The following is a 23,472-nucleotide window of genomic DNA, read 5'->3' as shown; positions in this document are numbered from 1 at the left end:
TGCGGGGGCGTTCGCGTCTCGGGCTTCGGGCGTGCCCCGTTCGAGGTCACTGCGGTGTGGGCGGGCCTGGCACCGACGGCAGGCGGGCTCGAGACCGTAGAGCAGCAACTGTCTGACGGCGGGGATGCCCTCCCACCAACCGCCGGCGTCAACGGTCGGGATGCTTCGTCAGGCTCATCCTCGGGTGCGTTGACGTCGAGCCACTGACGCTGCCAGTCGGTGAGGTCGGCGTCGTCATCGGTGTCATCACGACTGACGTTGTCAGCATCATCGCCGCCATCGGTGGCTTTAAGGCTATTACCTTTATAGAGACGCGGATGTGATCCTGAAATGACAGATATCCTCACTTCCCCCTTTCGAGGGCGACAGCTTGTTTCGAAAGTGATGATTTATATTCTGGATGAAGACCTGGAGTCTTTTCTCGTATTTAGTCAGCCCGCATATCCCGACGCGGGTATCCAGGTTCCCGCAGGAACTATTGAAGAGAACGAGGCTCCGGAGTGCGCTGCTCCGCGCGAGCTAGCTGAAGAGACTGGTCTATTCTTCGATTCGCGACTAACGTGCTTCGCGGTCTCGTCCTACGACATGGCATCGTTCAAGAACGAAGCACATCTGCGCTATTGGTTCGTTGGGGTGAATGATGGAACGTTCGACTCTGATGGATGGACCCACGTAGAAGAGAGAGGCGGTAACCTCTCGGATCTAACTTGCTCTTTCAATTGGAGGTTGATTGACGATGGCCGGAGGTTAATAGCAGGCCATGGCCACCTCGTTGAAGCAGCTCGCCACTATGTTCGATCGGAGATTACTTCGCATGAATGACGACGCCTCTTGTTGTCCGCGTTTCATCAGCGGTTTATCTTGCATCCCAGGCTCCGCCGGCAGGCGACTCGTTGCTCACTGCCGTTCTCGCCCAGGGAAACCCGCCGTCAGCAGGCGCCACCGTCGCCACGTGCGCGTCATCGACGTCGGCGGCCTCACCGCTCAAGCGCGCGAGCACATTCGGACGCGCCTCGACCCGACGCACGGGCAGGCGGTGGTGCACCCACGCGTCATCGTTGTCGCCGTGCGAATCCATCCCTCACCCCTCGTATGGAATCAAGGCCGCAACGCGGCGCGGACTCGTCAGCAGGGCTGTGTTCGAGCCCGCGCCGACGCCAGCGCCCCATCGGCGAATGGGGACGAAAATCGCAGATGTGCACACCCGGGCCGGGGCAGCAGACCGGTGGAATCCGCCGCCGGCGTACGGGCAGACCGAGGCGCGGCACGGGAGCGCCGTCCGGCATCGCTCAGAATCCGCCGCGCAAACCCGCACCGCTGACGATGCAGCGCGCGGCGAGAGCGTCGAGGGCCTCATCGATGGTCGGGGCGACGACGGCGTCGTCGATGACGCTCTGCCGGATGAACCCGGCGTCCGCCAGACCCTGCACCGCGTCGAGCAGCGGGCGCCAGAACCCTTTTACGTCAAGGAAACCCACCGGCTTGTCGTGGTAACCGATGGTGCGCCACGTCCAGACCTCGAAGATCTCCTCGAGCGTGCCGAGGCCGCCGGGCAGCGTGAGAAAGGCGTCGGCGCGCGTGGCCATGCCGGCCTTGCGCGTGTGCATCGTGTCGACCTCGTGGAACTCCGTGAGGTCGTGCCGCCCCCATTCGCGCTCGACCATGAGCGACGGAATGAACCCGACGACCTCGCCCCCGGCGTCGAGCGCGCCCTGGCTCACCGCGCCCATGAGGCCGCCGCCGCCCGCGCCGTACACGAGCGTCAGACCCCGTTCGGCGATGACTCGCCCCGCGTCGTACGCCGCGTCCATGAGCGCCGGGTGGGCGCCCGGCGTCGACCCGCAGAACACGGCGACGCTGCGCATCGTTCCGGCACTCGCGCCCGCTGAAGTCGACGACGCCGCGGTCGGCGTCGCCGCGATGCGGCCCGATGTGGCGGCGCTCATCCTGTCGCCATGCACGGCGTCCGCGGCCGTCGCGTCGCGAGAGGCCGTCGAACCGCTGACGGGTTCGTTCGCGCGCTCGCCGTGGCCGTCTCTCGCGCCGGTTTCACTCATGCACTCACCCTAGAGCCGGGCGGTGACAACGCACCCTGCCTGCTGGGCGAGCGTCCGAGTGGACTCCGCCCCCGCGTCCTGACACCGTGACGGCGTGCCTTCCTCCCGCCCCATCGACGACCTGTTCACGTTCACCCTGCGCGCCGGAAGCATGTTGCTGCGCAACGGATCTCCGTCGGCCAACGTCACCCAGGCCATGCTGACGATCACCCGCGTCAACGGTTTCGCGACCACGACGGCGAACGTCACGATGGGTCAGATCACGCTCAGCTACACGCCCGCGGACGACGCGACACCCGTCACGCGCGTTCAGACCGTCGGCGCGGCCGGCCTCGACGTGCACGTGCTGACGGTGCTCGAACACATCGTCGAGGATGTCGTCACCTCACGCATCGACATCCGTGAAGCGCTGCGACGTCTCGACGAGCTGGAGGCCGAACCGCCGCAGACGCGCACTCTCAAGACGCTCGGCACAGCGGCGATGGGCTTCGGGTTCGCGTGGCTGCTCGGCGGGTCGCTGGGCGTCTGCCTCATCGCGACGGTGTGCGCCGTCATCATCGACGTCGTCAGCGCCTGGCTCGCACGCGTGCAACTGCCGTCGTACTACGGACGCGCGATCGCCGCCGGGCTCGCCGTCGCGACAGGTGCGGTGCTCGTCGCAGTGTTCCCGATCGGCTCGCCGGGCGTCATCATCACCGCCGCGCTCGTGACGCAGCTGGCCGGCAGCGCCTCCGTCAGCGCCATCCAGGACCTGTTGACGGGCTGGTACCTGACGGCCTGCGGGCGCCTCATCGAATCGACGATCCTGACGCTCGGGCTCGTCGTCGGCGCCATCGGCGCGGTGTACGGCGTGGCGCACGTCGGCGTGCATCTCGACATCGAGAAGACCGGCAACGGCAACCCCGTCGCGTGGCAGACGACGCTTGCCGCCGCGCTCATCGCCATCGGATTCGCGCTGCTCAGCCACGCACGCTGGCGCCACCTGCCGCTGTTCGCGCTGCTCGGCGCCGCGGCGCGCGCCATCTACCTGCTGCTCAGCGCCGCCGGGATCTCCAACTTCACCGCGACGAGCGTCGCCGCGATGGGGCTCGGCATCGTCAGCGTCGTCATGGCACGCCCGACGCACCTGCCGACGTCCGGCGCCCTCGACGTCGCCATCTCGCCGCTCGTGCCGGGCATGGTGCTCTACAAGGGGTTCGCGGCGCTCGCGACGCACTCGGGTAGCGCCGGCGCGTACCTGTTCGAAGCGATGGCCGTCGCCCTCGCCATCGGCACCGGCGCCGTCCTCGGGCAGTTCATCGCGAGCCGCTCCCTGTGGAGCGCCCGCAGCGTCCAGTACAAGCACGCGTCGCAGCACGGCGACGCCGACCTCGACGACACCGAGTTCGCCGCCAAGGGCCTGTCGACACCCGACTTCCGCCGTCCGTTCATCGACCACGGCGGTGAAGCGCCTCGGGGGTGACGGGCTGGCCGCTGTTGCCTGCGAGTGACGAGTTGGGCGCCGCGGCCTGGGTGTGACGGTGGGGCGCCATGGCAGGGGTGACGACGGGCTGGGCGTCGTCGGCTGCGCGTGCGGGTTGGTGAGGCGGCTGGAGGCGACCGGCCCGCACGATGGCGGATGCCCGCTGGTGCTGGTGCTGGTGCTGGTGCTGGTGCGTCAGGCGAGCATCTTCTCGAGGGTGTTGAGGTTGCGCGTGGTGGTCGTCGACTTCCAGCGCGGGCGGGCGAGCACCTTGGCGACGGGCGACGTCGTCGTGGCGCCTTTGAGGGTGCGCCAGTAGAGGTCGTCACCGGCGGCCAGGACGTGTTCGTCGCTGGGGTTGGCGTCGATGGCGGCCTGGGCGTCGTCGTAGGCGGGCGCGCCCCCGAGCACGACGTAGCGGTGGTGGGCGTCGTCGGGCGTGAACGGCCAGGCGTCGACGATGTTCGCGAGTTCGTCCGCGTCACGCACGAGAACGTAGGCTTCGTAGCCGAACTCGTCGCTCAGGACACGCTCGGCGAGTGTCTTGAGGTCGTCGGCGGGGCCGTCGAATGCGAGGCGGACGTTGCCCGTCGCGAGCCACGTCGTCACCTCGCGGGCACCCGCCTCCGTCAGCACTTCGCGCAAACGCGGCATGGGCACGCGCACGCCCCCGACGTTGATGCCGCGCAGGAACATGACGTAGGTGCTCACAGCTCGATCCTGCCACCCGACGTCGCGTTCGCTGCCGAAGCCGAGGGCTCGGGGTGAAGGCGGGCGAAAATCGCAAATGTGGACAGGAATCGCCGTTGTGGACGCCGTTCATCGATGGGGGCAGGAATCGCAAGGGCGGACGGGAGTGCTCAGGCGTCGTTGCGGTGAGCCTCGGTCGAGGTAGCCGTCGTGTCGTCGGCATCGTCGGGGTCATCGGGGTCGTCGTGTTCGGCGAGCCCCTGCTCGGCGGCCTCGACGATCTCTTCGTCCGAGCCACCCGTGAAGCCGTGACGGGCGAACGCCGCGACGAGCACGATCGCTGCCACCGCGAGCGAGAACCACAGGTTCTGCGACTGGCCGTCGTCGAACGCCATCATGACGAGGATGAGCAGGATGAACGCGATCGTCGCGTACGTCAGCCACGGGAACAGCCACATGCGCACCCGCACCGTCGTGCCTGCCTCGTCCATCGCGCGGCGCGAGCGCAGCTGCGTGAACGAGATGCACAGATACACGAACAGTGCTGCGCATCCGGCCGTCGACAGCAGGTAGGCGAAGATCTTGTCGGGCAGCACGTAGTTGAGGGCGACGCAGAAGAAGCCGACGACGACGCTGGCGAGGATCGCCGCGACGGGCACGCCGCGCTTGTTCGTCCGCCCGAACGACTTCGGCGCGTCACCACGCCGGCCCAGGCTGAACGCCATGCGGCTCGCGGTGTAGAGCGCCGAGTTGAGGCAGCTCGCGACGGCCGTCAGGATCGCGAGGTCGAGGACGGTCGTCAGTCGGCCGAGCCCGATCGTCTCGAGCGTGTACTGGTACGAACCCTTGGACGCGAGGTCGGGGCTCGTCCAGTCGACGAGGCACACGACGACCATGATCGAACCCAGGTAGAAGATCGAGATGCGCCAGATGACGCTGTTGACGGCCTTGCGGATGCCGCCGACGGGGTTGTTGGACTCGGCCGCGGCGATCGTCACGATCTCGGTGCCGAGGTACGTCGTCGTGGTCGTCAGCATCGCGGCGAAGATGCCGCCGACGCCGCCACCGAAGAACCCGTGGTCGGTGAGGCCGTGCACGCCGGAGACGTCACTCGTCGGCAGGATGCCGAGGATCGCCAGTACGCCGAGCGCGATGAACCCGATGATGATGACGACCTTGATGAGCGCGAACCAGAACTCGAACTCGCCGTAGTTGCCGACGCTGACGAGGTTCGTCGCCGTCAGGATCGCCGTGATGAGGAACGCGAACACCCATTGCGGCCAGTCGATCCAGTTGTGCAGGATCGTCGCGCCGGCGGTCGCCTCGACGGGGATGATGAGCGCCCACGCCCACCAGTACAGCCAGCCGATCGAGAACCCGGCCCACTTGCCGAGCGCGCGGTCGGCGTAGACGCTGAACGAACCCGTATCCGGGTTGACGGTCGCCATCTCGCCCAGCATGCGCATGACGAGGACGACGACGAGACCGGCCGCCGCATAGCTGATGATGGCGCTCGGGCCGGCCAGCTGGATCGCGTTCGCCGAGCCGACGAACAGGCCGGCGCCGATGACGCCGGCGATCGAGATCATCGTGACGTGACGCGGTTTCAGCCCCGATTCGAGGGCGCCCAGTGGGGCGTCGTCGGTGGGCGGCTGGGCGGACGATTTCGACGGTTCGGGCGAGACGGGCGAGGCCCGTCTGTCGCCACCGGCTTGAGTCGACATGTCAACACCGTCCCCTGTTCGACGGGTGATTGCCACTCGGACGGTCGGCGAGTCCGGGATGTGACGCACGTCCGACCCGGGACGAGTGGGGTGAGAACAAGCGAAATGGTCGAACACGAGCGCTGTGCCGCTCGCATTCGAACATTTCGCTCGATGTCTTCGGGGTGCCCCAGCCAGATGGACCTACGGGCCCGATCTACGGCGTCAGTTCAGGCGGTCGAGCCAGGTGCCGTCGCGCAGGTCGGTGATGGCGTCGACGACGCCGGTGGCGCCCGCGTCATGCATCTCGGCGGCGGAGAAACCGCCGGTGCGCAGCCCCATCGTCGACATGCCGGCCTTCTTCGCGGCCTCGACGTCCCACGTCGCGTCGCCGATGAGGACGCCCTTCGAGCCGCCTGCCTCCTCCAGCGCGACCTCCAGGATGTCGGGTTCGGGCTTGCTGTTGTCGGCGTCGTCGGAGGAGGTGACGGCGTCGAAGTCGTCGCGCGTCAGCCCGACCTTCTCGAGCGCAGCGTCAGTGAACTCCTCCTTGCCGCTGCTCGCGAGCGCCACCTTGTAGCCCTTGCTGCGCGCGGCGCGCACGGCGTCGGCGGCGCCGTCGAATCCGCGCACCTCGGGCAGGAGCTTCTCGTACTCCTCCTCCCACGCGTCGCGCAGGTCGTCGCCGTGCTGGCTCTCGACGTCGTCGCCGACGAGGCTCGGGACGAGCTGGTCGCCGCCCATGCCGATCGAGCGGTGCACGCGCCACAGCGGCGGGTACAGGTCGAAGCGAGCGAACGCGCGCGCCCACGCGATGGCGTGGTGGTACGTCGAGTCGATGAGGGTGCCGTCGACGTCGAACAGGACGGTGTCGAAGGCCCCGGAAGCCTGCTGCGAATCGTCAGTCATCCCACCATCCTTGCCCGTTCGCGGCACCCGACGCAATGAACGCGGCGCCACCCCGACCGGCGCCGCTCACCGCGTCTGACGGCGAGGTAGCGGCGCATCGTTGCCCAAGCACGACGCGATTTCGGGCAATGATGCTGCGACGAGGGTGCGACGCGGGCTGATGCCGTCCGGGGCACGGTCAGTTGCCGCGCCTACGATGAAGACATGATCGACCCGAGCCGCCACGCCGTGCTGTGGCTGCTCATCTTCTTCGTCCTCGCGACGGCCGCGACGCGCACCACGACGCGCTACATCCGTCACCGCGCCGACCAGGCCGAGGCGTACCTCAAGGAGAACGCCGAGCCGGGCATGTTCCGCAACATCGCCATCGCGGGCATCCACATCCACCATCAGGTGTGGGGCATCCTCATGCTGCTGTTCAGCGGCCTCATGCTCATCACGTACCTGCCCGAGCGCGGCCTGTGGCTCAACGTGCTCGCGGCGATCTTCGGCACGGGAGCCGCCCTCACCCTCGACGAGTTCGCGATGTGGCTGCACCTCGAAGACGTCTACTGGCAGGAGGAGGGACGCCAGTCGATCAGCGCCCTGCTCGTCGCCGTCGCCATCACCGCAGCCCTCGTTCTGGGCGCGAACCCGCTCGACATCGTCCCCGGCAGCGACGGAGTGCCCGGCGTCGTCGTCGCGGTGGGCATCGTCATCAACTTCGGGTTCGTCGTCCTGACGATCCTCAAGGGCAAGCTGCTGACGGGGTTGATCGGTGTGTTCGTGCCCGGTCTCGCCGTCGTGGGTGCCGTGCGCGTCGCGAAACCCGGATCGTGGTGGGCGACCAAGCGATACAAGACAGGCGGGTGGCTCGATCGGCGCTCCCACGCGCGTTTCAACGACGCCTACGACGAACGCTGGAACGCCGTGCGCGACTTCATCGGCGGCCGCCCCTACCCGCGCGAACAGATGCGCGCGACGATGCGCTCACAGATGCAGGCCGCGCGTCGGCGCCGTCAGGAACTGCCGCTCGAGCGCGCGCAGGCCCGCGTCGCGCGTGAGATGCGCCGACATGAGCGGTTGACGGCCGCGCGGGTGCGGCGATCGTCGACGCGGGCGCGCTCGAGACGTCGACGCTGACGCGGCGAGGTGACGCCCGACGCCCCACACGGTGCGGAACTGCACCACGGGGACGTTCGCGCCGACCGATCGCCCCAATCGGCGCGATCTGCGCCGAGTGGGACGTCACGAGGTTCGAACAGTTCCGCCCCGGGCCAGGTGCCTCGTTCGTTTCACTCGCGTACCGTCGAGCCCATGGACGAGACGGTGTTCACCTACGGCAGCCCCCAACTGAAGTTCGGCCCCGGAGCCATCGACGAGATCGCCTGGGACGCATCCAATCTCGGCGCGCGCAGCGTCGCCGTCGTGAGTGATTCGGGCGTCGCGGACGCAGGCATCACGCAACGCGTCGTCGACGTCCTGACGGGCGGTGACATCAGTGTCGACACCTTCACCGGCGCCCGCGTCGAGCCGAGCGATGCCTCGCTGCAGGAAGCCACCGACTGGGCCCGCAAGAACGGGCCGTGGGACGCGATCGTCGCCGTCGGGGGTGGCTCGAGCATCGACACGGCCAAGGCCATCGCCCTCATGACGACGAACGACGGCAACCTCGTCGACTACATCAACGCGCCCGTCGGTGGCGGCAAGAACCCGACGAAGCCGCTCGTGCCCGTCATCGCCGTGCCGACGACGACCGGCACGGGCAGCGAGTCGACGACGATCTGCGTCCTCGACGTGCTGGAGGCGAACGTCAAGACGGGCATCAGCCATGCGTCGCTGCGCCCGCGGCTCGCCGTCATCGACCCGCAATTGACGATGACGCAGCCCCCCGGCGTCACCGCGGCCGCGGGCATGGACATCCTCTGCCACGCCCTCGAGAGCTACACGGCCAAGCCGTACACCGAATTCGCCGCCAAGCGTGCCGAGGAGCGCGTGCCGTACTGCGGCGCCAACCCGATCAGCGACATGTGGTCGCGCGAGGCCGTGCGTCTGCTCGCGACGTCGTTCCGCACCGCCGTCGCGGACGGTGACGACGTGGACGCGCGCGGCGCGATGGCGCTCGCGGCGACGTTCGCGGGCATGGGGTTCGGCAACGCCGGCGTCCACGTGCCGCACGCGTGCGCCTACCCGATCGCCGGCATGGTGCGCGACTTCCGCCCCGACGGCTACGACGCCGACCACCCGATGGTGCCGCACGGCATGGCCGTCGCGATGACGGCGCCCGCCGCGTTCGCGCTGCTCTACCCCGCCGACCCGGGGCGTCACCACGAGTTGGCCGCGTTGCTGGAACCGGACACCGCCGGCAGCGACCTCGGCTGCGATGCGCTGCCCGACGCCCTGCGTCGCCTCATGCGCGACATCGGCCTGCCCAACGGCCTTGTTGCACTGGGTTATTCGCACAACGACCTGCCGCAGCTCGTCGACGGCGCGATGAAGCAGCAGCGCCTGCTCGCGACGGCGCCCGTCGACATCACCGAGACCGACGTCGAACGCGTGCTGCGAGACTCGATGACGCTCTGGTGACGACGCCCCTGCCGTGAGGCGGGCGCTACGGTGGGGCTCGGCATCGCGGGACGTCGACCGCTGCGGGGGTTCACAGGTGGCCGGGCCCACAAGGCGCCCGCCCGTCCCCCTCTGCGATTCGCGCATCGATTCCGTCGTCACGCCGGGCCCCTGGCATGACGCCGCCCACGTCCGGCTCGCCGGTTCTGAGACGAGCGTCCGATCGGCTTTCCGGCTCAGTACGCCGAGCGCATCGCGAGGATCGGCGACAAGCCCCTGCGCTGACGGGTGAGGCCCGGTCGCCCGCGTGACGACGGCAGGACGCCGCAGCCCGTCAGCGTCCGGCGACCGTCACAGGTGATGCGCCCAGACGATCGGTCCCGACCGCGAGCGCGCTGGCGCCTGACGTGCGACCGACGACGCCTGCAGCGACGTCGGCGTCAGCGTCAACGTCCGAGCTGCAGCGCGATCATCGGCGCGAGGGTGCGGACGACGTCGCGCGGTGGCATGGAGGTGATCGGCTCGATGCTGTTCATCTCCAACCCGATCTCGGGCCTCGCGACCGGCCCGCAGTGGCTGCCGCACCCCTGGGGCACGATCGGGCAGTTCCTGCCCGTCGGTGCGGCCGGCACCGCGCTGCGATCAGTCGCCTACTTCGACGGGCGCGGGGCGTCTCAGGCGTGGATCGTCCTGCTCTGCTGGGCCTTCGGCGGGTTCGTCCTGCTGTCGCTCGGCAAGTGGCGCAAGACAGCGCACTGACGGCCAGCCCGGGCGCGACGAGCGACGCGGCATCATCCGGGCGCCGATCCATCATGGCTGGGTCGGCGCCCGCGCCATGTCGTGGCGGGCCTGTCGGGCACGGGGCGAATCGGGCACAGGCGAGTCAGGCGCGGGCATTGCGCAGAACACGGCGGTGCAGGAGTACGTGAGTCGGGCACGGGGCACTCGGGCGGGGCGAATCGGGCGCAGCCTTGTCACGCACCCGCTTCCGGCCGTCGGCGCGACGGATCGTCGCGGCCAGCACACGTCGGAATAGTTGAACAGTCAACGGTATTGACACCCGCATGAAGATCGACATCTGGAGCGACATCGTCTGCCCGTTCTGCGTCATCGGCAAGTGTCACCTCGAGCTGGCGCTCGAGAACTTCGAGCACGCGGACGACGTCGAGATCGTCTGGCACAGCTACGAACTCGACCCGAGCATAGAGCGTGAGCCCGGCCGCACGCTCGTCGACACGATTGCGACGAAGTACGGCATCAGCGCCGAGCAGTCGGCGGCGAGCCAGCGGGACGTCGCAGCGCGCGCGGCCGCCGTCGGCCTGACGTTCAACTGGCAGGACGCGAAGTACGGCAACACGTTCGACGCCCACCGCCTCATCCATCTCGCAGCGCATCACGGACTCGCGACCGCGGCGGAGACGCGCCTCATGCACGCGTACTTCACAGAGGGCGTCTCGATCGGCGACGTCGACGAACTGCAGCGTCTCGGCGAGGAGATCGGGTTGCCCGCCGACGACGTCCGCCGCGTCCTGGCCGGCGACGAGTTCACTCAGGACGTGCGCGCCGACGAAGCGGCGGCGCGTCAGATCGGCATCACCGGTGTGCCGTTCTTCGTCCTCGACGAGCGCCTCGCCGTCTCCGGTGCGCAGCCCGTCGAGACGTTCGAGCGCGCCCTGACGCAGGCCTGGCAGGGTCGTACGGCCACCTTGGACGCTGCGGCAACGCACGGCGCGCCCACGTCATCCGACGACACGGCGCCCGCCGACCCCGACGCCGACTCAGCCGACCATGGCCGCGCCGGCACCCACAGCCATCCCGGCACCTGCGACACCGACCACTGCGCCATCTGACCGCGGGCCCATACCCATCTGCGATTTTCGTACCCGTTTACCAGGAGTAAATGTGGACGAACATCGCAGATGGGTACGGCTCCGACGCCCTCATAGCCGCCTCACAGCGACGCCATACGGGGTGGTGAAGTGAGGGAGGGACAGTGGCGTCATGAGCACGCAGGTCACCATGCCGCCGACACCGAACAGACTCGGCGCCTCCGCCGTCGCGGCACCACGCGAACCGCGCGTCATCCCCTCCTGGTGGCGTGACGCGAGCATCGTCGTCGCCTGGGGCCTCGGCCTGTTCGTCGTCGCCCTGTGGGTGACGAACGGCGGGATCGCCGGCCTGACGTCCACGTCGGGCGTCCTCGACGAATCGGGCCGCCTCACGGGTCTGATCGCGAGCTACCTGCTCCTGCTGCAGGTGCTGCTCATGGCGCGAGTTCCGTTCGTGGAGCAGGCCTTCGGGCAGGATGGGCTGACGCGCCTGCACCGCTGGGTCGGCTTCTCGAGCTTCACGCTGATGCTCGCCCACATCGCCCTCATCACGCTCGGCTACGCCGCCGACGCGCACCAGAGCATCTGGGGGCAGATCGTCGACTTCACCCTCACCTACCCGGCGATGCTGCTCGCCCTGGCCGGAACCGTCGCGCTGTGCCTCGTCGTCGTCACCAGCATCAAACCGCTGCGCCCCGGTAGCGCGACTCGGTCCCCGCGCTCGCGCGCGCTGCGCTACGAGAGCTGGCATCTGCTGCACCTGTACTCCTACCTCGGCGTGGGTCTGGCCCTACCGCACCAGCTGTGGACGGGCCGCGACTTCCTCGCCTCGCCCGTCGCGACGACGTTCTGGTGGGCCCTGTACGCGGCGGTGGCGCTCACCGTCATCGTGTTCCGCGTGCTGCTACCGCTCGCGCGCACCCAGCGCGCCGGCCTGCGCGTGACGAACGTCGAGGAGATCGCGCCCGGCGTCGTCAACGTGAGCGCCGTGGGGCGTGCCACGGCCGCACTCGACGCGCGCGCCGGCCAGTTCCTGCAGTGGCGCTTCGGCGGGCCGGGCGTGACGCGCGCGAACCCGTACTCGCTGTCCGCCGCGCCTCGCGTGAGGGACGACGGGCAGGTCGAGCTACGCTTCACCGCCGCGATGATCGGCGACGGCTCACGCCGCTTGTCGACGCTGACGCCGGGGACGCGCGTCCTCGTCGAAGGACCGTACGGCCGCATGCACGCAGGTGCGGCTCGCACCCGGGCGTCGCTGCTCATCGGCGCCGGAATCGGCATCACGCCGCTACGCGCCCTGCTCGACGAACTGCCGAGCGACCCCGCGACGGGGCGGCTCGACGCGACCGTCATCCACCGTCACAGCACCGACGACGACCTCGTGCTCGACGACGAGATCGAGGCCATCACCGCCGCGCGCGGTGGCCAGTACATCGTGCTGCGCGGCCACCGCATCCCCGGCCGTGAGAGCTGGCTGCCCGAGGATCACCGTCACCTCAGCGACGCCGACGCCCTCTTGCTCGCCTGCCCGGACGTGCGCGAACGCGACGTCTACGTCTGCGGCGGGGCCGGGTGGATGCGCGCGGTCGAGCGAGCGCTGCGCGAGATCGGCGTGCCGCGCGAGCAGATCCACGTCGAGCACTTCACCTACTGAACCTACTGACTTACTGAGCGAGGACGATCATGAAACGCATCACCTGGTGGGCCATGAGCACGCTGACGCTGCTCGTGCTGCTGTTCAGCTACCGCACGTCGACCGAGGCAGTCGCAGCCGGCGGGGCTGGGGCGTCGAACACCGTTGCGATGCAGCAGAACACCACGACGGGCCAGAGCGAGGCGGGATCGACGCAGACGACGACATCGGGGTCCGGCACCGGTTCGGGTTCGACGCCCGCGGCCTCGGCTTCCACGTCCGGCTCGGCGAAGTCCGCGACCTACACGGGCACGAGCGTCGATACGCGTTGGGGGCCGGTGCAGGTGCGCATCACCGTCGCGAACGGAAAGGTCACCTCGTCGGAGGCCATCGTCTACCCGAGCGAGAACTCTCGCGATCAGGAGATCAACTCCGTGGCCATCCCGACGCTCAACTCCGAGGCGACGGGCACGACGACGAGCTCGATCGACATGGTCTCCGGCGCGACGTACACCTCGACGGGCTACATCCAGAGCCTGCAGTCGGCGCTCGACCAGGCCCACATCTGAGCCCGCGATGACAACGACGGCTTCGACGCGAGAAGAGATCATGATGCCCACCACCCCGGAACCGCCGTGGCGCACCCGAGCGTTCGTCGAACACACGATGGGCATGGCCGTCTCGCTCCATATTCGCGTCGCACACGACGAGTTCGACTCACGCACAGACGAACTGGCCGACGCAGCCCACCGCGCCTTCGCCGCCCTGCACCGCGCCGACGACGTGTTCTCGACCTACCGCGCCGACAGCGACCTCATGCGTATTCGCCGCGGTGAGCTCGACGAGACCGAGGCGGACCCCTGGTACGCAGACGTTCGCGCGTTGTGCGAGGAAGCCGCGACCGTCACGAATGGCCTGTTCACGACCGACCTCGTCGGTCCCGACGGCAGCCGCGGGTACGACCCGACGGGCCTCGTCAAGGGTTTCGCCGTCGAGCGTGCCGCCGACGTCCTGCGCGCCGTCCCCGGAATCGTGTTCTGCCTCAACGCCGGCGGTGACCTGACGTGCGACGCGGGGGCGGGCGCGAGTGCAAGCATCGAGCGCGTGTGGCGCGTTGGCATCAGCGACCCGCGCGACGCGGCGGGCGTCGTCGCGACGATCGAGCTGACGCAGGGCGCGCTGGCGACATCAGGCACCGCGCAGCGCGGCGCCCACATCGTCGACCCGAGGACGAATGTGGACGAAAATCGCAGAAGAGGACAGGAATCGCCGATGGGGCACGGGGGCGAGTGTGCGAGCGTCACCGTCGTCGGGCCGGATCTGGTCTGGGCTGACGTGTGGGCCACCGCCTGCTTCCTCGACCCCGACGCCCTCGCCTTCAGTCGCATGGCCGCCAGCTACCGCGTCGCGCACCTGCAGGCCTGACACGCTGCCTCCCACGGGTCTCGAGGCGCGGCCGGCATGCAGGTCCGAGACCGCCGCCGGCCCGGCCGCGAACGGACCCCGCCAGGAGGCGCGAGTCGGCGCGGGTGCGGTCCGCCGCTCCGGGCCGGCATGTCCGCTGCATCCGCGGTACCGCCACGTATTCTGGGGCGGTGAGCCCTGAATTGTCCGTCGTCGTCCCCATGTTCAACGAGCAGGACGTGCTGCCCCTGTTCGCCGAGCGTCTGCGCCCCGTCCTCGACGGCATGAATACCTCGTACGAGGTCGTGTGCGTCGACGACGGATCATCTGACGACACCCCCACCATCCTGCAGCGACTGCGCCGCGAGTGGCCGCAGATTCGTGTCGTGCGGTTGCGCGCGAACGCAGGCCACCAGGCCGCCATGAGCGCCGGCCTTGCGCGCGCTCTCGGCTCCTGGATGGTGACGATCGACGCCGACCTCCAGGATCCCCCGGAGGTCATCGCCGAGATGCTCGACGTCGCGAAGCGCGAGCACGTCGACGTCGTCTACGGCGTGCGCACCGACCGCACGACGGACACGGCGTTCAAGCGCACCACGGCCGAGGGCTTCTACAAGGTGATGGGCAAGCTCGGGGCGGGTGGCGCGATGAACGCAGCCGACTTCCGCCTCATGAGCCGAGAAACGGTCGACGCCGTCCTCGCGCTGCCCGAGCAGAACCGCGTGCTGCGCCTCGCCGTCCCGCACCTCGGTTTCCCGAGCGCCGAGGTCGGCTACAAGCGTGAGGCCCGCGCCGCAGGCGAGTCGAAGTATCCGCTGTCGAAGATGCTGAAGCTGACGTTGGACAGCATCACAGGCGTCTCCAACGCCCCACTCCGGCTGGCGACGTGGTTCGCCGGTCTGGGGTTCGTCACCGCCTTCCTGGTTCTCGTGTTCGCGCTCATCTCCAAACTGACGGGCCACTCGATCACCGGCTGGGCTTCCACCATGGTCGCGATCTGTGGCTTCGGGGCATTCCAGCTGTTGTGCCTCGGAATCCTCGGGGAGTACGTCGGGCGTTTGTACGTGGCGATGCAGGCCCGCCCGACCCACTACATCGCGTACGACAGCCTCGAGACCCCGACCACCGGGTCGCAGGACCTGCGCCGATGACGGCGCACCGCGCATCCGCGCCGGCCTCGGGAGCCAGCCAGGTCGAGACCGAACGAACCAGCCATGACACGGCGTCCGTCACACCCCCCAGCGAACGTCTCGTGGGAGTGGCGACAGGCCTCGCGGCGGGCGTGCTGACCGTCGCAACGATGATGCACAACGGCCTCACGGCCGCCGACGTCGCCCGCTTCTCGGCCGCCGTGCTCGTATCCGTCGTCCTCCCTGGCGCGATCGTGGCTCATGGATTCCGCGTGCGTGATCTGCCGACGCGGCTCGCGGTGGCCTTCACCGCGGGTCTCGGGCCACAGATCTTCGGCTGGTGGGTCGCCGTGCACACCGGTCAGGCCTGGCTGACGCTCGCCGCCCCGCTCGCCATCGCCGTCGTGGTCGGGGGCTTTGTGTGCCTGGTGACCAGACGTCGCCGCGATAGCGCCGCGCCGGCCCGAGCCCCCGGCCCCCGGTCAGAGCCCGATGCCCGGCATGGTGTTCGCGTCGGCAGCGCCCTCGCCCTGCTGTTCGCCTGGGCGATGGTGCTGCGCTCGTTGCAGACCCATTTATTCACGATCACTCCGCTCGATCATCACATCCGCTGGTACCAGGACATGGATTGGCACCTAGCGATCACTGCGGACGCCATGCACCACGCGCCCCCGACGGACCCCCAGTCGGCAGCGGAGGGCGCCCTGTCGTACCACTGGTTCAGCAATGCCCACGGCGCTGCCCTAGCCATGGCAAGCGGGGTTTCTGTCGACAAGATCACCGTCGTCGCCTGGTACCTCCCCGTTGCGGCAGCTGCCCTCGGTGTCGTGTTCGGCTTTGCCAGATGGCTGTCGCGCAGCAGTGCGGGTGGTGCTGGTGCCGCCCTACTGTTCGCCCTCCCTCCTGTGGTTCTCATCCTTCGCCCAGTCGACACTGGTTCCACGTCCGGCCTGGTCTGGCTCAGCCCGTCACACATCTTCAGCCTGCCGGTATGTGCCCTACTCGCGTGGGCCGTACTGCGTCTGTTGCGTGAACCACGCGTCACGGCGCCAGTGGTCACGGTGGCCCTCGTCCTCGCCCTCATGGGCCCCGGAACGAAGGTTTCGCTCCTGCCGACGATCCTCGGTGGCGTGGGGCTTGTCTTCCTTCGTGCCCTCGTGCGCCGCAGTGGTTGGTTGCGCCCCCTCGTCGTCGGCGTCATCGGCTGTTTGATCATCGTGATCACCGCCTCGGCGTTCGCCGGGGGAGGCGGCGGATCGAAGTTCGTCGCCGGAGCCACGGCCACTCAGATCAAGGTGTGGAACAACGTCGTGATCTCGGGCCATCGGCCAAGTTCCCTGATGCTTGTCATGCTGGTCACGAGCCTCATCGGTACGTACGCCTGCTGCTTGCTCGTGATAGCCGGCCGCACGAACCTCACACGGGGTGACGATGCCCTGCTCATGTATGCAGGGATGCTGATCGTTGCCTTCCTGGCCATGTTCCTCCTCGCGCACCCCTCCATGTCGCAGGTCTACTTCATGAGGGGCCTGGCTCCGGTGACGGCTGTCTTCATCGCCTGGGGTGGCTACGGCCTGTGGGTGGGCGTCGGCTCGCGGAACGCTCGTGCCGCTCTGATCATGGCTCTGGTGCTCGGATGGGTCGTCGGCACGGTGTGGCAGGACACCGAGTCCTTCCAGGCTGCCCGCACGCCGCGTATGTGGTGGTTGACCATGCTCGCCGTGCTCGTGGTCGTCACATGTTCTGTACTCGTCAGTCTCATCAGAGCCGACCCGTCGTCGCGCCGCCATACCGCTGGAGCGATCGCTCTCGCGGCCCTGCTGGGTTATGGGCTCACACCACCGATCACGTCATCGGTGCACACGCCGTCCCCGCCGCATCGGACAGTGCCGAGCGACCCGCCAACGCCGACCTCACCACTGTCACGCGACGAGCTCGCTGCGGCAGCCGCGCTTGCGCGTGCGAACCCCACGGGCCACCTCGTCGCGACTAACGTGCACTGCCGCTCCATCAGGACGACCCCGTTCTGTGATTCCCGCTCATTCTGGGTGGCGGCCTACACCGCATCACCCGTCGACATCGGCGCGTGGGGCTACAGCAACAGTGCACGGGTGCGCCACATGGTGGGCGGCCGGAGCTACCTGGCGCAGCCGTACTACGACGAAGCGGCCTTCCGTCAGAACGAGACGGCCTTCAGGCACCCGACGGCAACGAACCTTGCGGAGCTCAAGAAGCGGGGTGTGCGCTTCCTCTACGCCGACCGAAGGGCGTCCAGCGTCTCTAACGAGCTCCTGGAACTCACCACGCCCGTGTTCGTCTCACCGACAACCATGGTCCTACGCCTCAGATGAACGACGCCAAGACGCGTCAGTTGCTCGTCTATCTCGCAGCTGCTCACATGGCTGCCGGTGCGGGGGCGCACGAGGCCGAGGAGGACGTCGTGCGCGCCGCCCGCGCCATCGGGCTGCCCGGCGTGCAGATGCAGGCCAACCCGAACGGCGTGACGCTGGGGCTCGGCCATGGTGAGCCGGCGACGTTCGAGTCCGTCGAGGGTTCGTTGCGACTCGATCAGACGGCGCGTGTCGCCGCGATCCAGCACGGTCTGGAGCTGGGGTCGCTGACGCCTGCGGACGCCCTCGCCACGCTGCGCGGCCTGAGGAGGCAACGCGCCCGCTTTCCCGTCGTCGGCATGTACCTCGGCGGCCTCGTCGTCGCAGCGGGCATCGCCGGGATCCTCCAGCCGACCTGGCCGAGCGTGCTGTTCGCGGCCCTGGCGAGCCCCGTCACCGTCGCCCTGATCCGCCTGACGGGCCGTCGTCTCGTCCCGGCGGCACTGCTGCCGCTGTTCGCCGGGTTCATCGTCGCGGCCGCCGCATTCGCCGCCTTCGACGCCGGTCTCGTCGCCAGTCCGCTGCGCACGATGCTGCCACCCGTCGCGGTGCTGCTGCCGGGCGCCCTCATCGTCACGGGCCTCAGCGAACTCGTCGCCGGCGCCATGGTCAGCGGCGCCGCACGCCTCGCGCACGGCACGACGCAACTCATCATGTTCGCCGCAGGCGTCGCCGGCGCGAGCCTGCTGACGCACGCGCCGAGCAGCGCCTTCGTCAACACCCGCGTCGACGAGCTGGGCCCGCCCGCCGGGTTCATCGGCCTCGGGGCGGTGACGATCGGCATCTGCCTCATGGAGTCGGTGCCGCGGCGCCTCGCACCCTGGGTGCTCGCCGTGACGACGCTGACGTACGCGACACAGTGGTCGATCCAGAACTGGCTCGCCTACCCCGCCTGGGCCGGCGCGTGCGCGGGCGCGTTCGTCGCCGCCTTCAGCGCATGGGTGATGGCGCTCGCTCGCCCGACGCTGCCGCGCATGGTGTTGTTCCTGCCGAGTTTCTGGCTGCTCGTGCCCGGCTCGCTGGGGCTCGTCAGCGTCACGCAGCTCGCCATCGACCCGCACGAGTCGTGGAAGACGGCCACGAATGCCTCCGGCGCCATCGTCGGGATCGCCCTCGGGCTCGTGTTCGGCACGAGCGCCGCGCGCGGGCTGCGCGTCACGATCCGACGCACCCGCCGCCGCCGTCCCAACCGGCCCGCCTGATCTACGCTGGAGCGATGACGTCGTCCCCGCGCCTGCGCGCCTTCCTCCTCGCCCTGTGCGGCGTCGCACTGGGCATCGCACTCGCGCGCCTGTCGGGCGGTTCCCTCGCCGTCGTGCTCGCGATCGTCGTCGGCGTCGCGTGCTTCATCGTCATGCAGATGCGGCGCCGGGGCTGACAGCCCTGCCCAGCGCAGGCTATCCGGCACCAATCTGACCGAATCGGTGGCGCCGGCCGCGCCGTTGCAGGGAAGATGAAGGAACGCGTCTCTGCCGACGCGCTGACGTTCGACGTCGACGCCCGTCGACCTCGCCGAGAGTCCACGCTGAAAGGTCTGGCATGAGCACCTCACCCACGGAGCGTCGCGACGACGACTTCACGTTCCCGACCGCCGCCTGGGTCGCCATCGACGTCACGGCCCTCGGCGTGCTCATCCTGCTGCTGTGGATCTTCCAGCCCGAGAAGGGTCTGCTGCCCGAGCCGAGCTGGCTGATCGACCCCCTCGCCGGCTGGCTGCTCGGCAACGTCCTCGGGTTCGCGGCATACAAGACATTCCTCAAGCTGCCGCCGGCCGGCATGGCGGCGATCTGCCTCGTGCTGGTCGCCCTCTCGCCCGTCATCTTCCTCAAGTACCCGGCCATGGGTGCGTTCTTCTCCGCGCTGGCCATCGGCATCGGCGCGGGTTCGATCATCCACCGAACGCTGATCGAGCGCGGCACGCACTGACGCGTCTCGACCTCAACGTCGAGCGCAACACCGCAGCCCCCGTCGACGAGACGGGGGCTGCGGTGTTTCACGTGAAACACGCCGCAGTGTCAGCCCTGCGCGCTCCATGCGGCCCCCGACACGACGGAAAGTGCGGGCCCCGCCAAGCACGCTGCTCACATTGCCCGGCGGCCGGGTGCGGGCCGGACGGGCCGGTACGCACGAACCGCCCGGAATCACGAGGATTCTCGGGCGGTTCGTCGATCACGCGTCAGATCGCACGGCGTCCCGGTGTCACGGCATCCCGGCGATGGAACCACAGTTCGACGTCGCGGGCTTGCCCGCGAGACGGTCGACGACCCAGTCGCGCGCGGCCGATTGGTCGGTGATGTACGGGGCGAGGTGGTTGAGAATCGACTTGGTGCCCGTGCTCGGGTTGCTCAGCGGCGCGTACGTGACGTTGGAGCCCTTGCCGCACCAGTCGACTGCGAGCTGGCGGGCTTGACTGTGCGTGACGAGGTCGTCGGCGTTCGCCGTCGCCACGCGCACGGCAGCCGTCGGCTTGAGGCGGCCGATGCGCTGGGCGTCGATGAATTCGGAGAGCGCCGGTTCGCGCGCGACGATCTGCGCGAGCGATTCGCCCGTCTTCGTGTACTGCGACGTCTTCTTGCCACCGAACGCGAGGACGGTGTCGGCGGTGCACTGCCCGCTCGTCGTCGCGAGCATCGCCTTGCCGTTGCCGTTGAAGTTGTCGTCGACGATCTGTTGCAGCGCCGGGTACTCGCTGAAGGCGCCGTTGATGATGTATCCGATGACGCCGGCGATCGGACTGCCGTCGACGCCGGAGAGCACCGAGTTGAGGTCGGCGGGTGGCGCGCCGACGTAGGCGGCTGCGACGTTCAGCTCCGGCGCGTACGCGGGAGCGGCTTCGACGGCCGCGCCGGAAGCGCCGCCACCCTGGGAGTAGCCGTACGTCGCGACCTTCGAGTCGGCCGTGACGCTCGCGCCGGGCACCTTGCTCGCGACGCGCGCCGCGTCGAGCACCGCGTGGGCCTGGTCGGCACGGTTCATGTAGCTGTGGACGCGGTCGTTCATGCCAAGGCCGACGTAGTCGGTGACGACGACGGCGACGCCCTTCGACAGCAGTTTGTTCATCGCGGTCGTCTCGTAGTTGACACCGATCGAGCCGGGAACCTCGAGGTTGAGCGCGGAGGTGAGCATCTTCGACGGCGCGCACTGGTCGCCCTGGCCGATCGTGCCGACGGAGAAGCTGACGACGGGACGCGGGCCCGGGCCTGCCCACTTCGCCCACGGCTCGATGTAGGCGCCGGTGACGGCGGTCGGCTTGTCGTTCGTGTCGCGCGTCGAGTACATGATGCGCGTCGTCTTGCCATACACGCCGAGGCCGGTGAAGAACGGCTCACTCTTGATGAGGGTGCCGGGGGTGGCCGGGACGCTGGCGGGCGCGGTGTAGAAGGTGGCGGTGCTGGCCTGGGCGGCGGGCGCTGCAGCCATCGTCGTGACGCAGGCGGTGGAGGTGGCGGCATACGTGAGAGCGACGGCGGCGAGACGGTTTCGGCGCATGGGGGTTCCTTCGGGGGGAGAGTTTCCGGGGACCGGCATGAAGCAGCCACGCGATGTGACCCAACGCACAGTAACCCTCCCGCGGGGGCGGTTGGGGAACGGCGATCCGAAAAGTTACGCGAGCGTAATCGGGTGAGAGATCGCGATCTTCCCGTCACGACGGGTGGCCCGACGGGTCGAAAACCCCTCCCAGGGCGGCTGGTCTGGGGTTTCCAAAACCGACGCCGCTGCATGCCCCATCAAGACTCCGAGCAGCCCGAGCAAGCCCCGCCGCCCCGTCAGGCGCCGAACGCTGATTGCGGTTGACGTTCCTGCGGTGGCACCTCGGCTTCGTTGCCGGCGCCTCGTTCGAGAACGCGCGCGATGTCGCGGGCGAGCTGAACCGTGGCGTCGATCTCGACGCGGCGCGTCGACACGCTCTCGACGTTGAAGCCGAACGGCACGTCGAGGTAGCGACAGAAACGGGCGAGTTCGTGCGCGGCGGCGAGGCAGTGCTCGTAGGACGCCTCGAGGGTGTCGTGGCTGCGGCGCAGTTCGTTGCCGACCCAGCGGGGCACGTCGACGCCGAGCCATTCGAGGAAGTCGAGGGTCTTCTCCGAGCCACACAGCGACAGCGTGAAGATGAGGCGCGCCGGTCGGATGCCCCGCTCGGCGCAGGCGTAGGCGTAGTCGCTGATCGTGTTCTTCGCCTCGCCGGTGTCATAGACGACCTGGCTGACGAAGAACGCCGCACCCGACTCCTGTTTGCGCAGCAGCCGTTCGTGCTCGGCGGTCGTGCGTGCGTGGCGTTCGGGGATGACGACCCCGCCGAGCGTCACGTGCTCGTGCTCGGCGGCGAGGTCGACGGCGCGCGACAGGCTCGTCCGCACCGGCTTGTCGGACGAACTAGCGCCGACGAAGACGGTCGCGTCACCCTGGCGGCGTGAGGTGAGGAAGTCGCGCAGCTGCGCCTCGTCGTACTTGCCGACGCAGCGGTAGACGATCGCGTTCCCGTCCCACCCGGCGAGCGGGCCGGCGAGGAAGTCGGCCGGGTCCATCGTCTCGAGGTAGGGGAACGGCCGGTCGTCATCGGTGCGATCCGACTCGTCGTCGAGGTCGTAGAGGATGAGCGCGTCGACATCGAGGCCGTCGAGACGCGTGAGGGTCGCGTCGGCGATCTCCTGCGCACGTTCGGCGCTCGTCGTCGCGCGCGGCGGCGTCATGGCGAACAGCAACAGCTCACGATCGTCGGCGACGAGGTCGGCGAAGGGGCGTTCGGCATGGGCGCTCATGACGATCGAGGCTAGGCCCGCACCTCATCAACACCCGATTCGAGCGCCGACCCGTGAGACGAGCAGCCGCCTGCCACGGACCGAGAGCCGCGGATCATCGCCCGGAAACGCCTCGAGGATGACGCGCTCCTGGGCGATGATCAGGCGCAGTCGGCTCAGATGATGGAGTCCTCACCGTCAGGCGTCAGCCGTCGTTGCCCGATACGTCAGTGAGGACGCGGCCGTCGGCGAGGGTGATGTCGAGCTCGAGCGGCTTCCGATCGTTGTCACCGTCGTAGACGCGTTCTCGGTCAGTGTCGGTGACTTTGACAGACGGGGGTGGCGTCAGGCCTGGGCGAGGACATCGATCGTCGCGGTCGCGGGATCCCACCACCGCAGACGGTCGGCGACGAGGACGTCAGGCGCCGGTTCACCACCGCGGGCGTCGACGGCGGCCATGGCCTCCCCGAGTCGATCGCGCGGGATGCGCCGACCGAGCGTCACGTGCGGCGTCCACACCGGGTGGCGGACGAGGGGTGACGCCTGACGCAGCGCCGTCACCTCATCGACGACGGCACGGGGCGGCTCGGCGAGGTGCGCGAGCGTCACCCGTGAGCCCGTGCCGAACGTGATGAGGCCGCGCACGTCGAGACGGATCGGCAATGCGGCGGAGAAGAACTCGCGGGCGCGGGCGACCACGTCGTCGGGGATCGCAGATGCGACGACGAGCGACAGGTGCGGCGCGTTCGTCATGCCACGGTGGTCGAGTTGCGACGGCACGCCGAGCAATCGCAGCGCCCGCCACTGTTCCTCGACGGCGGTGGCGCTGCGCTCGTCGAAGCTCAACTCGAGCGCACAATCGGCCACGACGCGACGCTACCGAGGTCAGAGGATGAAGAAACCACCCCTAGGTGCTCGGTTGAGCCCCAGGGGTGGTTTCTGTACGACGCTCAGGGCCCCGTCAGGCCTGTGATCGGCGACG

At 68.9% G+C, this 23,472-nt stretch carries 22 protein-coding genes; 14 read left to right on the top strand and 8 right to left on the bottom strand.

From position 1 onward, the window contains the following. The first annotated feature begins 330 nt into the window (after window positions 1-330). Window positions 331-822, top strand: coding sequence for an NUDIX domain-containing protein (locus ABH936_RS03150; RefSeq protein ID WP_404602624.1), 492 nt, complete (start codon window positions 331-333; stop codon window positions 820-822). A gap of 34 nt (window positions 823-856) precedes the next feature. On the opposite strand, the gene ABH936_RS03145 is transcribed toward ABH936_RS03150, so the two are convergent. Further along, complete coding sequence (locus ABH936_RS03145; RefSeq protein WP_404602623.1) at window positions 857-1,078, bottom strand: hypothetical protein; 222 nt, start codon at window positions 1,076-1,078, stop codon at window positions 857-859. A 211-nt stretch (window positions 1,079-1,289) separates the two neighbouring features. Continuing rightward, on the bottom strand, window positions 1,290-2,057 hold the full coding sequence (locus ABH936_RS03140) for a TIGR00730 family Rossman fold protein (protein WP_239303403.1): 768 nt from the start codon (window positions 2,055-2,057) through the stop codon (window positions 1,290-1,292). Window positions 2,058-2,151: 94 nt separating this feature from the next. On the opposite strand from ABH936_RS03140, the gene ABH936_RS03135 reads away from it, so the two are divergent. Next, window positions 2,152-3,519, top strand: a complete 1,368-nt coding sequence (locus ABH936_RS03135; RefSeq protein WP_006945152.1) for a threonine/serine exporter ThrE family protein — start codon at window positions 2,152-2,154, stop codon at window positions 3,517-3,519. Window positions 3,520-3,714: 195 nt separating this feature from the next. Here ABH936_RS03135 and ABH936_RS03130 read toward each other — a convergent pair whose 3' ends face one another. From ABH936_RS03130 to ABH936_RS03120, 3 genes are all read right to left on the bottom strand, one after another. Next, on the bottom strand, window positions 3,715-4,230 hold the full coding sequence (locus ABH936_RS03130; RefSeq protein WP_404602622.1) for a DUF1697 domain-containing protein: 516 nt from the start codon (window positions 4,228-4,230) through the stop codon (window positions 3,715-3,717). 149 nt (window positions 4,231-4,379) lie between these two features. After that, window positions 4,380-5,933 (bottom strand): amino acid permease, encoded by a 1,554-nt coding sequence (locus tag ABH936_RS03125; RefSeq protein ID WP_404602621.1) that lies wholly within the window; start codon window positions 5,931-5,933, stop codon window positions 4,380-4,382. Window positions 5,934-6,137: 204 nt separating this feature from the next. Next, window positions 6,138-6,821 (bottom strand): HAD family hydrolase, encoded by a 684-nt coding sequence (locus tag ABH936_RS03120; protein WP_404602620.1) that lies wholly within the window; start codon window positions 6,819-6,821, stop codon window positions 6,138-6,140. 204 nt (window positions 6,822-7,025) lie between these two features. Here ABH936_RS03120 and ABH936_RS03115 point away from each other — a divergent pair, with 204 nt between their 5' ends. From ABH936_RS03115 to ABH936_RS03060, 12 genes are all read left to right on the top strand, one after another. Beyond that, window positions 7,026-7,943: a hypothetical protein gene (locus tag ABH936_RS03115; protein WP_404602619.1), complete on the top strand. Its 918-nt coding sequence runs from the start codon at window positions 7,026-7,028 to the stop codon at window positions 7,941-7,943. Window positions 7,944-8,117: 174 nt separating this feature from the next. After that, window positions 8,118-9,386 (top strand): hydroxyacid-oxoacid transhydrogenase, encoded by a 1,269-nt coding sequence (locus tag ABH936_RS03110; protein WP_404602618.1) that lies wholly within the window; start codon window positions 8,118-8,120, stop codon window positions 9,384-9,386. Between the two features lie 504 nt (window positions 9,387-9,890). Then, window positions 9,891-10,124, top strand: coding sequence for a hypothetical protein (locus ABH936_RS03105; protein WP_038569865.1), 234 nt, complete (start codon window positions 9,891-9,893; stop codon window positions 10,122-10,124). Window positions 10,125-10,429: 305 nt separating this feature from the next. After that, window positions 10,430-11,215, top strand: coding sequence for a DsbA family oxidoreductase (locus ABH936_RS03100; protein WP_404602617.1), 786 nt, complete (start codon window positions 10,430-10,432; stop codon window positions 11,213-11,215). A 151-nt stretch (window positions 11,216-11,366) separates the two neighbouring features. Beyond that, window positions 11,367-12,848, top strand: a complete 1,482-nt coding sequence (locus tag ABH936_RS03095; protein WP_404602616.1) for a ferric reductase-like transmembrane domain-containing protein — start codon at window positions 11,367-11,369, stop codon at window positions 12,846-12,848. A gap of 29 nt (window positions 12,849-12,877) precedes the next feature. After that, a complete protein-coding gene (locus ABH936_RS03090) occupies window positions 12,878-13,396 on the top strand; it encodes an FMN-binding protein (RefSeq protein WP_074040838.1) in 519 nt (172 codons plus the stop codon). 43 nt (window positions 13,397-13,439) lie between these two features. Further along, window positions 13,440-14,252, top strand: a complete 813-nt coding sequence (locus ABH936_RS03085) for an FAD:protein FMN transferase (protein WP_404602615.1) — start codon at window positions 13,440-13,442, stop codon at window positions 14,250-14,252. 170 nt (window positions 14,253-14,422) lie between these two features. Then, the gene (locus tag ABH936_RS03080) at window positions 14,423-15,382 is read left to right on the top strand and encodes a glycosyltransferase family 2 protein (RefSeq protein WP_404602613.1); all 960 of its coding nucleotides are present in this window, start codon (window positions 14,423-14,425) and stop codon (window positions 15,380-15,382) included. Continuing rightward, entirely contained in the window at window positions 15,379-17,712 is a 2,334-nt protein-coding gene (locus ABH936_RS03075) for a hypothetical protein (protein WP_404602611.1), read from the top strand. Before ABH936_RS03080 ends, ABH936_RS03075 begins: the two co-directional genes overlap by 4 nt. After that, window positions 17,709-18,953, top strand: a complete 1,245-nt coding sequence (locus ABH936_RS03070) for a threonine/serine exporter family protein (protein WP_404602609.1) — start codon at window positions 17,709-17,711, stop codon at window positions 18,951-18,953. The genes ABH936_RS03075 and ABH936_RS03070 overlap by 4 nt, the downstream gene beginning before the upstream one ends. Before the next feature lie 14 nt (window positions 18,954-18,967). Beyond that, window positions 18,968-19,129, top strand: a complete 162-nt coding sequence (locus ABH936_RS03065) for a hypothetical protein (RefSeq protein WP_156444999.1) — start codon at window positions 18,968-18,970, stop codon at window positions 19,127-19,129. A 161-nt stretch (window positions 19,130-19,290) separates the two neighbouring features. Beyond that, a complete protein-coding gene (locus ABH936_RS03060; protein ID WP_006945166.1) occupies window positions 19,291-19,677 on the top strand; it encodes a hypothetical protein in 387 nt (128 codons plus the stop codon). A gap of 273 nt (window positions 19,678-19,950) precedes the next feature. Here ABH936_RS03060 and ABH936_RS03055 read toward each other — a convergent pair whose 3' ends face one another. From ABH936_RS03055 to ABH936_RS03045, 3 genes are all read right to left on the bottom strand, one after another. Further along, window positions 19,951-21,240, bottom strand: a complete 1,290-nt coding sequence (locus tag ABH936_RS03055) for a lipase family protein (protein ID WP_404602606.1) — start codon at window positions 21,238-21,240, stop codon at window positions 19,951-19,953. Window positions 21,241-21,518: 278 nt separating this feature from the next. Next, a complete protein-coding gene (locus ABH936_RS03050; RefSeq protein WP_038569879.1) occupies window positions 21,519-22,511 on the bottom strand; it encodes a 5,10-methylenetetrahydrofolate reductase in 993 nt (330 codons plus the stop codon). A 324-nt stretch (window positions 22,512-22,835) separates the two neighbouring features. After that, a complete protein-coding gene (locus ABH936_RS03045) occupies window positions 22,836-23,357 on the bottom strand; it encodes a 2'-5' RNA ligase family protein (protein WP_144694670.1) in 522 nt (173 codons plus the stop codon). Between the last annotated feature and the right edge of the window lie 115 nt (window positions 23,358-23,472).

This window comes from Dermacoccus sp. GAS27A (assembly GCF_044909235.1).
Classification (GTDB): Bacteria; Actinomycetota; Actinomycetes; order Actinomycetales; family Dermatophilaceae; genus Dermacoccus; species Dermacoccus nishinomiyaensis.
This window is presented reverse-complemented; position numbering and strand designations above follow the sequence as displayed.

Excerpts from the sequence above, each read along its gene's own strand:
- ABH936_RS03105 (WP_038569865.1), top strand. The coding sequence starts at position 9,891 with ATGCTGTTCATCTCCAACCCGATCTCGGGCCTCGCGACCGGCCCGCAG.
- ABH936_RS03050 (WP_038569879.1), bottom strand. The coding sequence starts at position 22,511 with ATGAGCGCCCATGCCGAACGCCCCTTCGCCGACCTCGTCGCCGACGAT.
- ABH936_RS03060 (WP_006945166.1), top strand. The coding sequence starts at position 19,291 with ATGAGCACCTCACCCACGGAGCGTCGCGACGACGACTTCACGTTCCCG.
- ABH936_RS03065 (WP_156444999.1), top strand. The coding sequence starts at position 18,968 with ATGACGTCGTCCCCGCGCCTGCGCGCCTTCCTCCTCGCCCTGTGCGGC.
- ABH936_RS03070 (WP_404602609.1), top strand. The coding sequence starts at position 17,709 with ATGAACGACGCCAAGACGCGTCAGTTGCTCGTCTATCTCGCAGCTGCT.
- ABH936_RS03095 (WP_404602616.1), top strand. The coding sequence starts at position 11,367 with ATGAGCACGCAGGTCACCATGCCGCCGACACCGAACAGACTCGGCGCC.
- ABH936_RS03125 (WP_404602621.1), bottom strand. The coding sequence starts at position 5,933 with ATGTCGACTCAAGCCGGTGGCGACAGACGGGCCTCGCCCGTCTCGCCC.
- ABH936_RS03100 (WP_404602617.1), top strand. The coding sequence starts at position 10,430 with ATGAAGATCGACATCTGGAGCGACATCGTCTGCCCGTTCTGCGTCATC.
- ABH936_RS03110 (WP_404602618.1), top strand. The coding sequence starts at position 8,118 with ATGGACGAGACGGTGTTCACCTACGGCAGCCCCCAACTGAAGTTCGGC.
- ABH936_RS03055 (WP_404602606.1), bottom strand. The coding sequence starts at position 21,240 with ATGCGCCGAAACCGTCTCGCCGCCGTCGCTCTCACGTATGCCGCCACC.
- ABH936_RS03120 (WP_404602620.1), bottom strand. The coding sequence starts at position 6,821 with ATGACTGACGATTCGCAGCAGGCTTCCGGGGCCTTCGACACCGTCCTG.
- ABH936_RS03090 (WP_074040838.1), top strand. The coding sequence starts at position 12,878 with ATGAAACGCATCACCTGGTGGGCCATGAGCACGCTGACGCTGCTCGTG.
- ABH936_RS03085 (WP_404602615.1), top strand. The coding sequence starts at position 13,440 with ATGCCCACCACCCCGGAACCGCCGTGGCGCACCCGAGCGTTCGTCGAA.
- ABH936_RS03075 (WP_404602611.1), top strand. The coding sequence starts at position 15,379 with ATGACGGCGCACCGCGCATCCGCGCCGGCCTCGGGAGCCAGCCAGGTC.
- ABH936_RS03140 (WP_239303403.1), bottom strand. The coding sequence starts at position 2,057 with ATGAGTGAAACCGGCGCGAGAGACGGCCACGGCGAGCGCGCGAACGAA.
- ABH936_RS03145 (WP_404602623.1), bottom strand. The coding sequence starts at position 1,078 with ATGGATTCGCACGGCGACAACGATGACGCGTGGGTGCACCACCGCCTG.
- ABH936_RS03150 (WP_404602624.1), top strand. The coding sequence starts at position 331 with ATGACAGATATCCTCACTTCCCCCTTTCGAGGGCGACAGCTTGTTTCG.
- ABH936_RS03115 (WP_404602619.1), top strand. The coding sequence starts at position 7,026 with ATGATCGACCCGAGCCGCCACGCCGTGCTGTGGCTGCTCATCTTCTTC.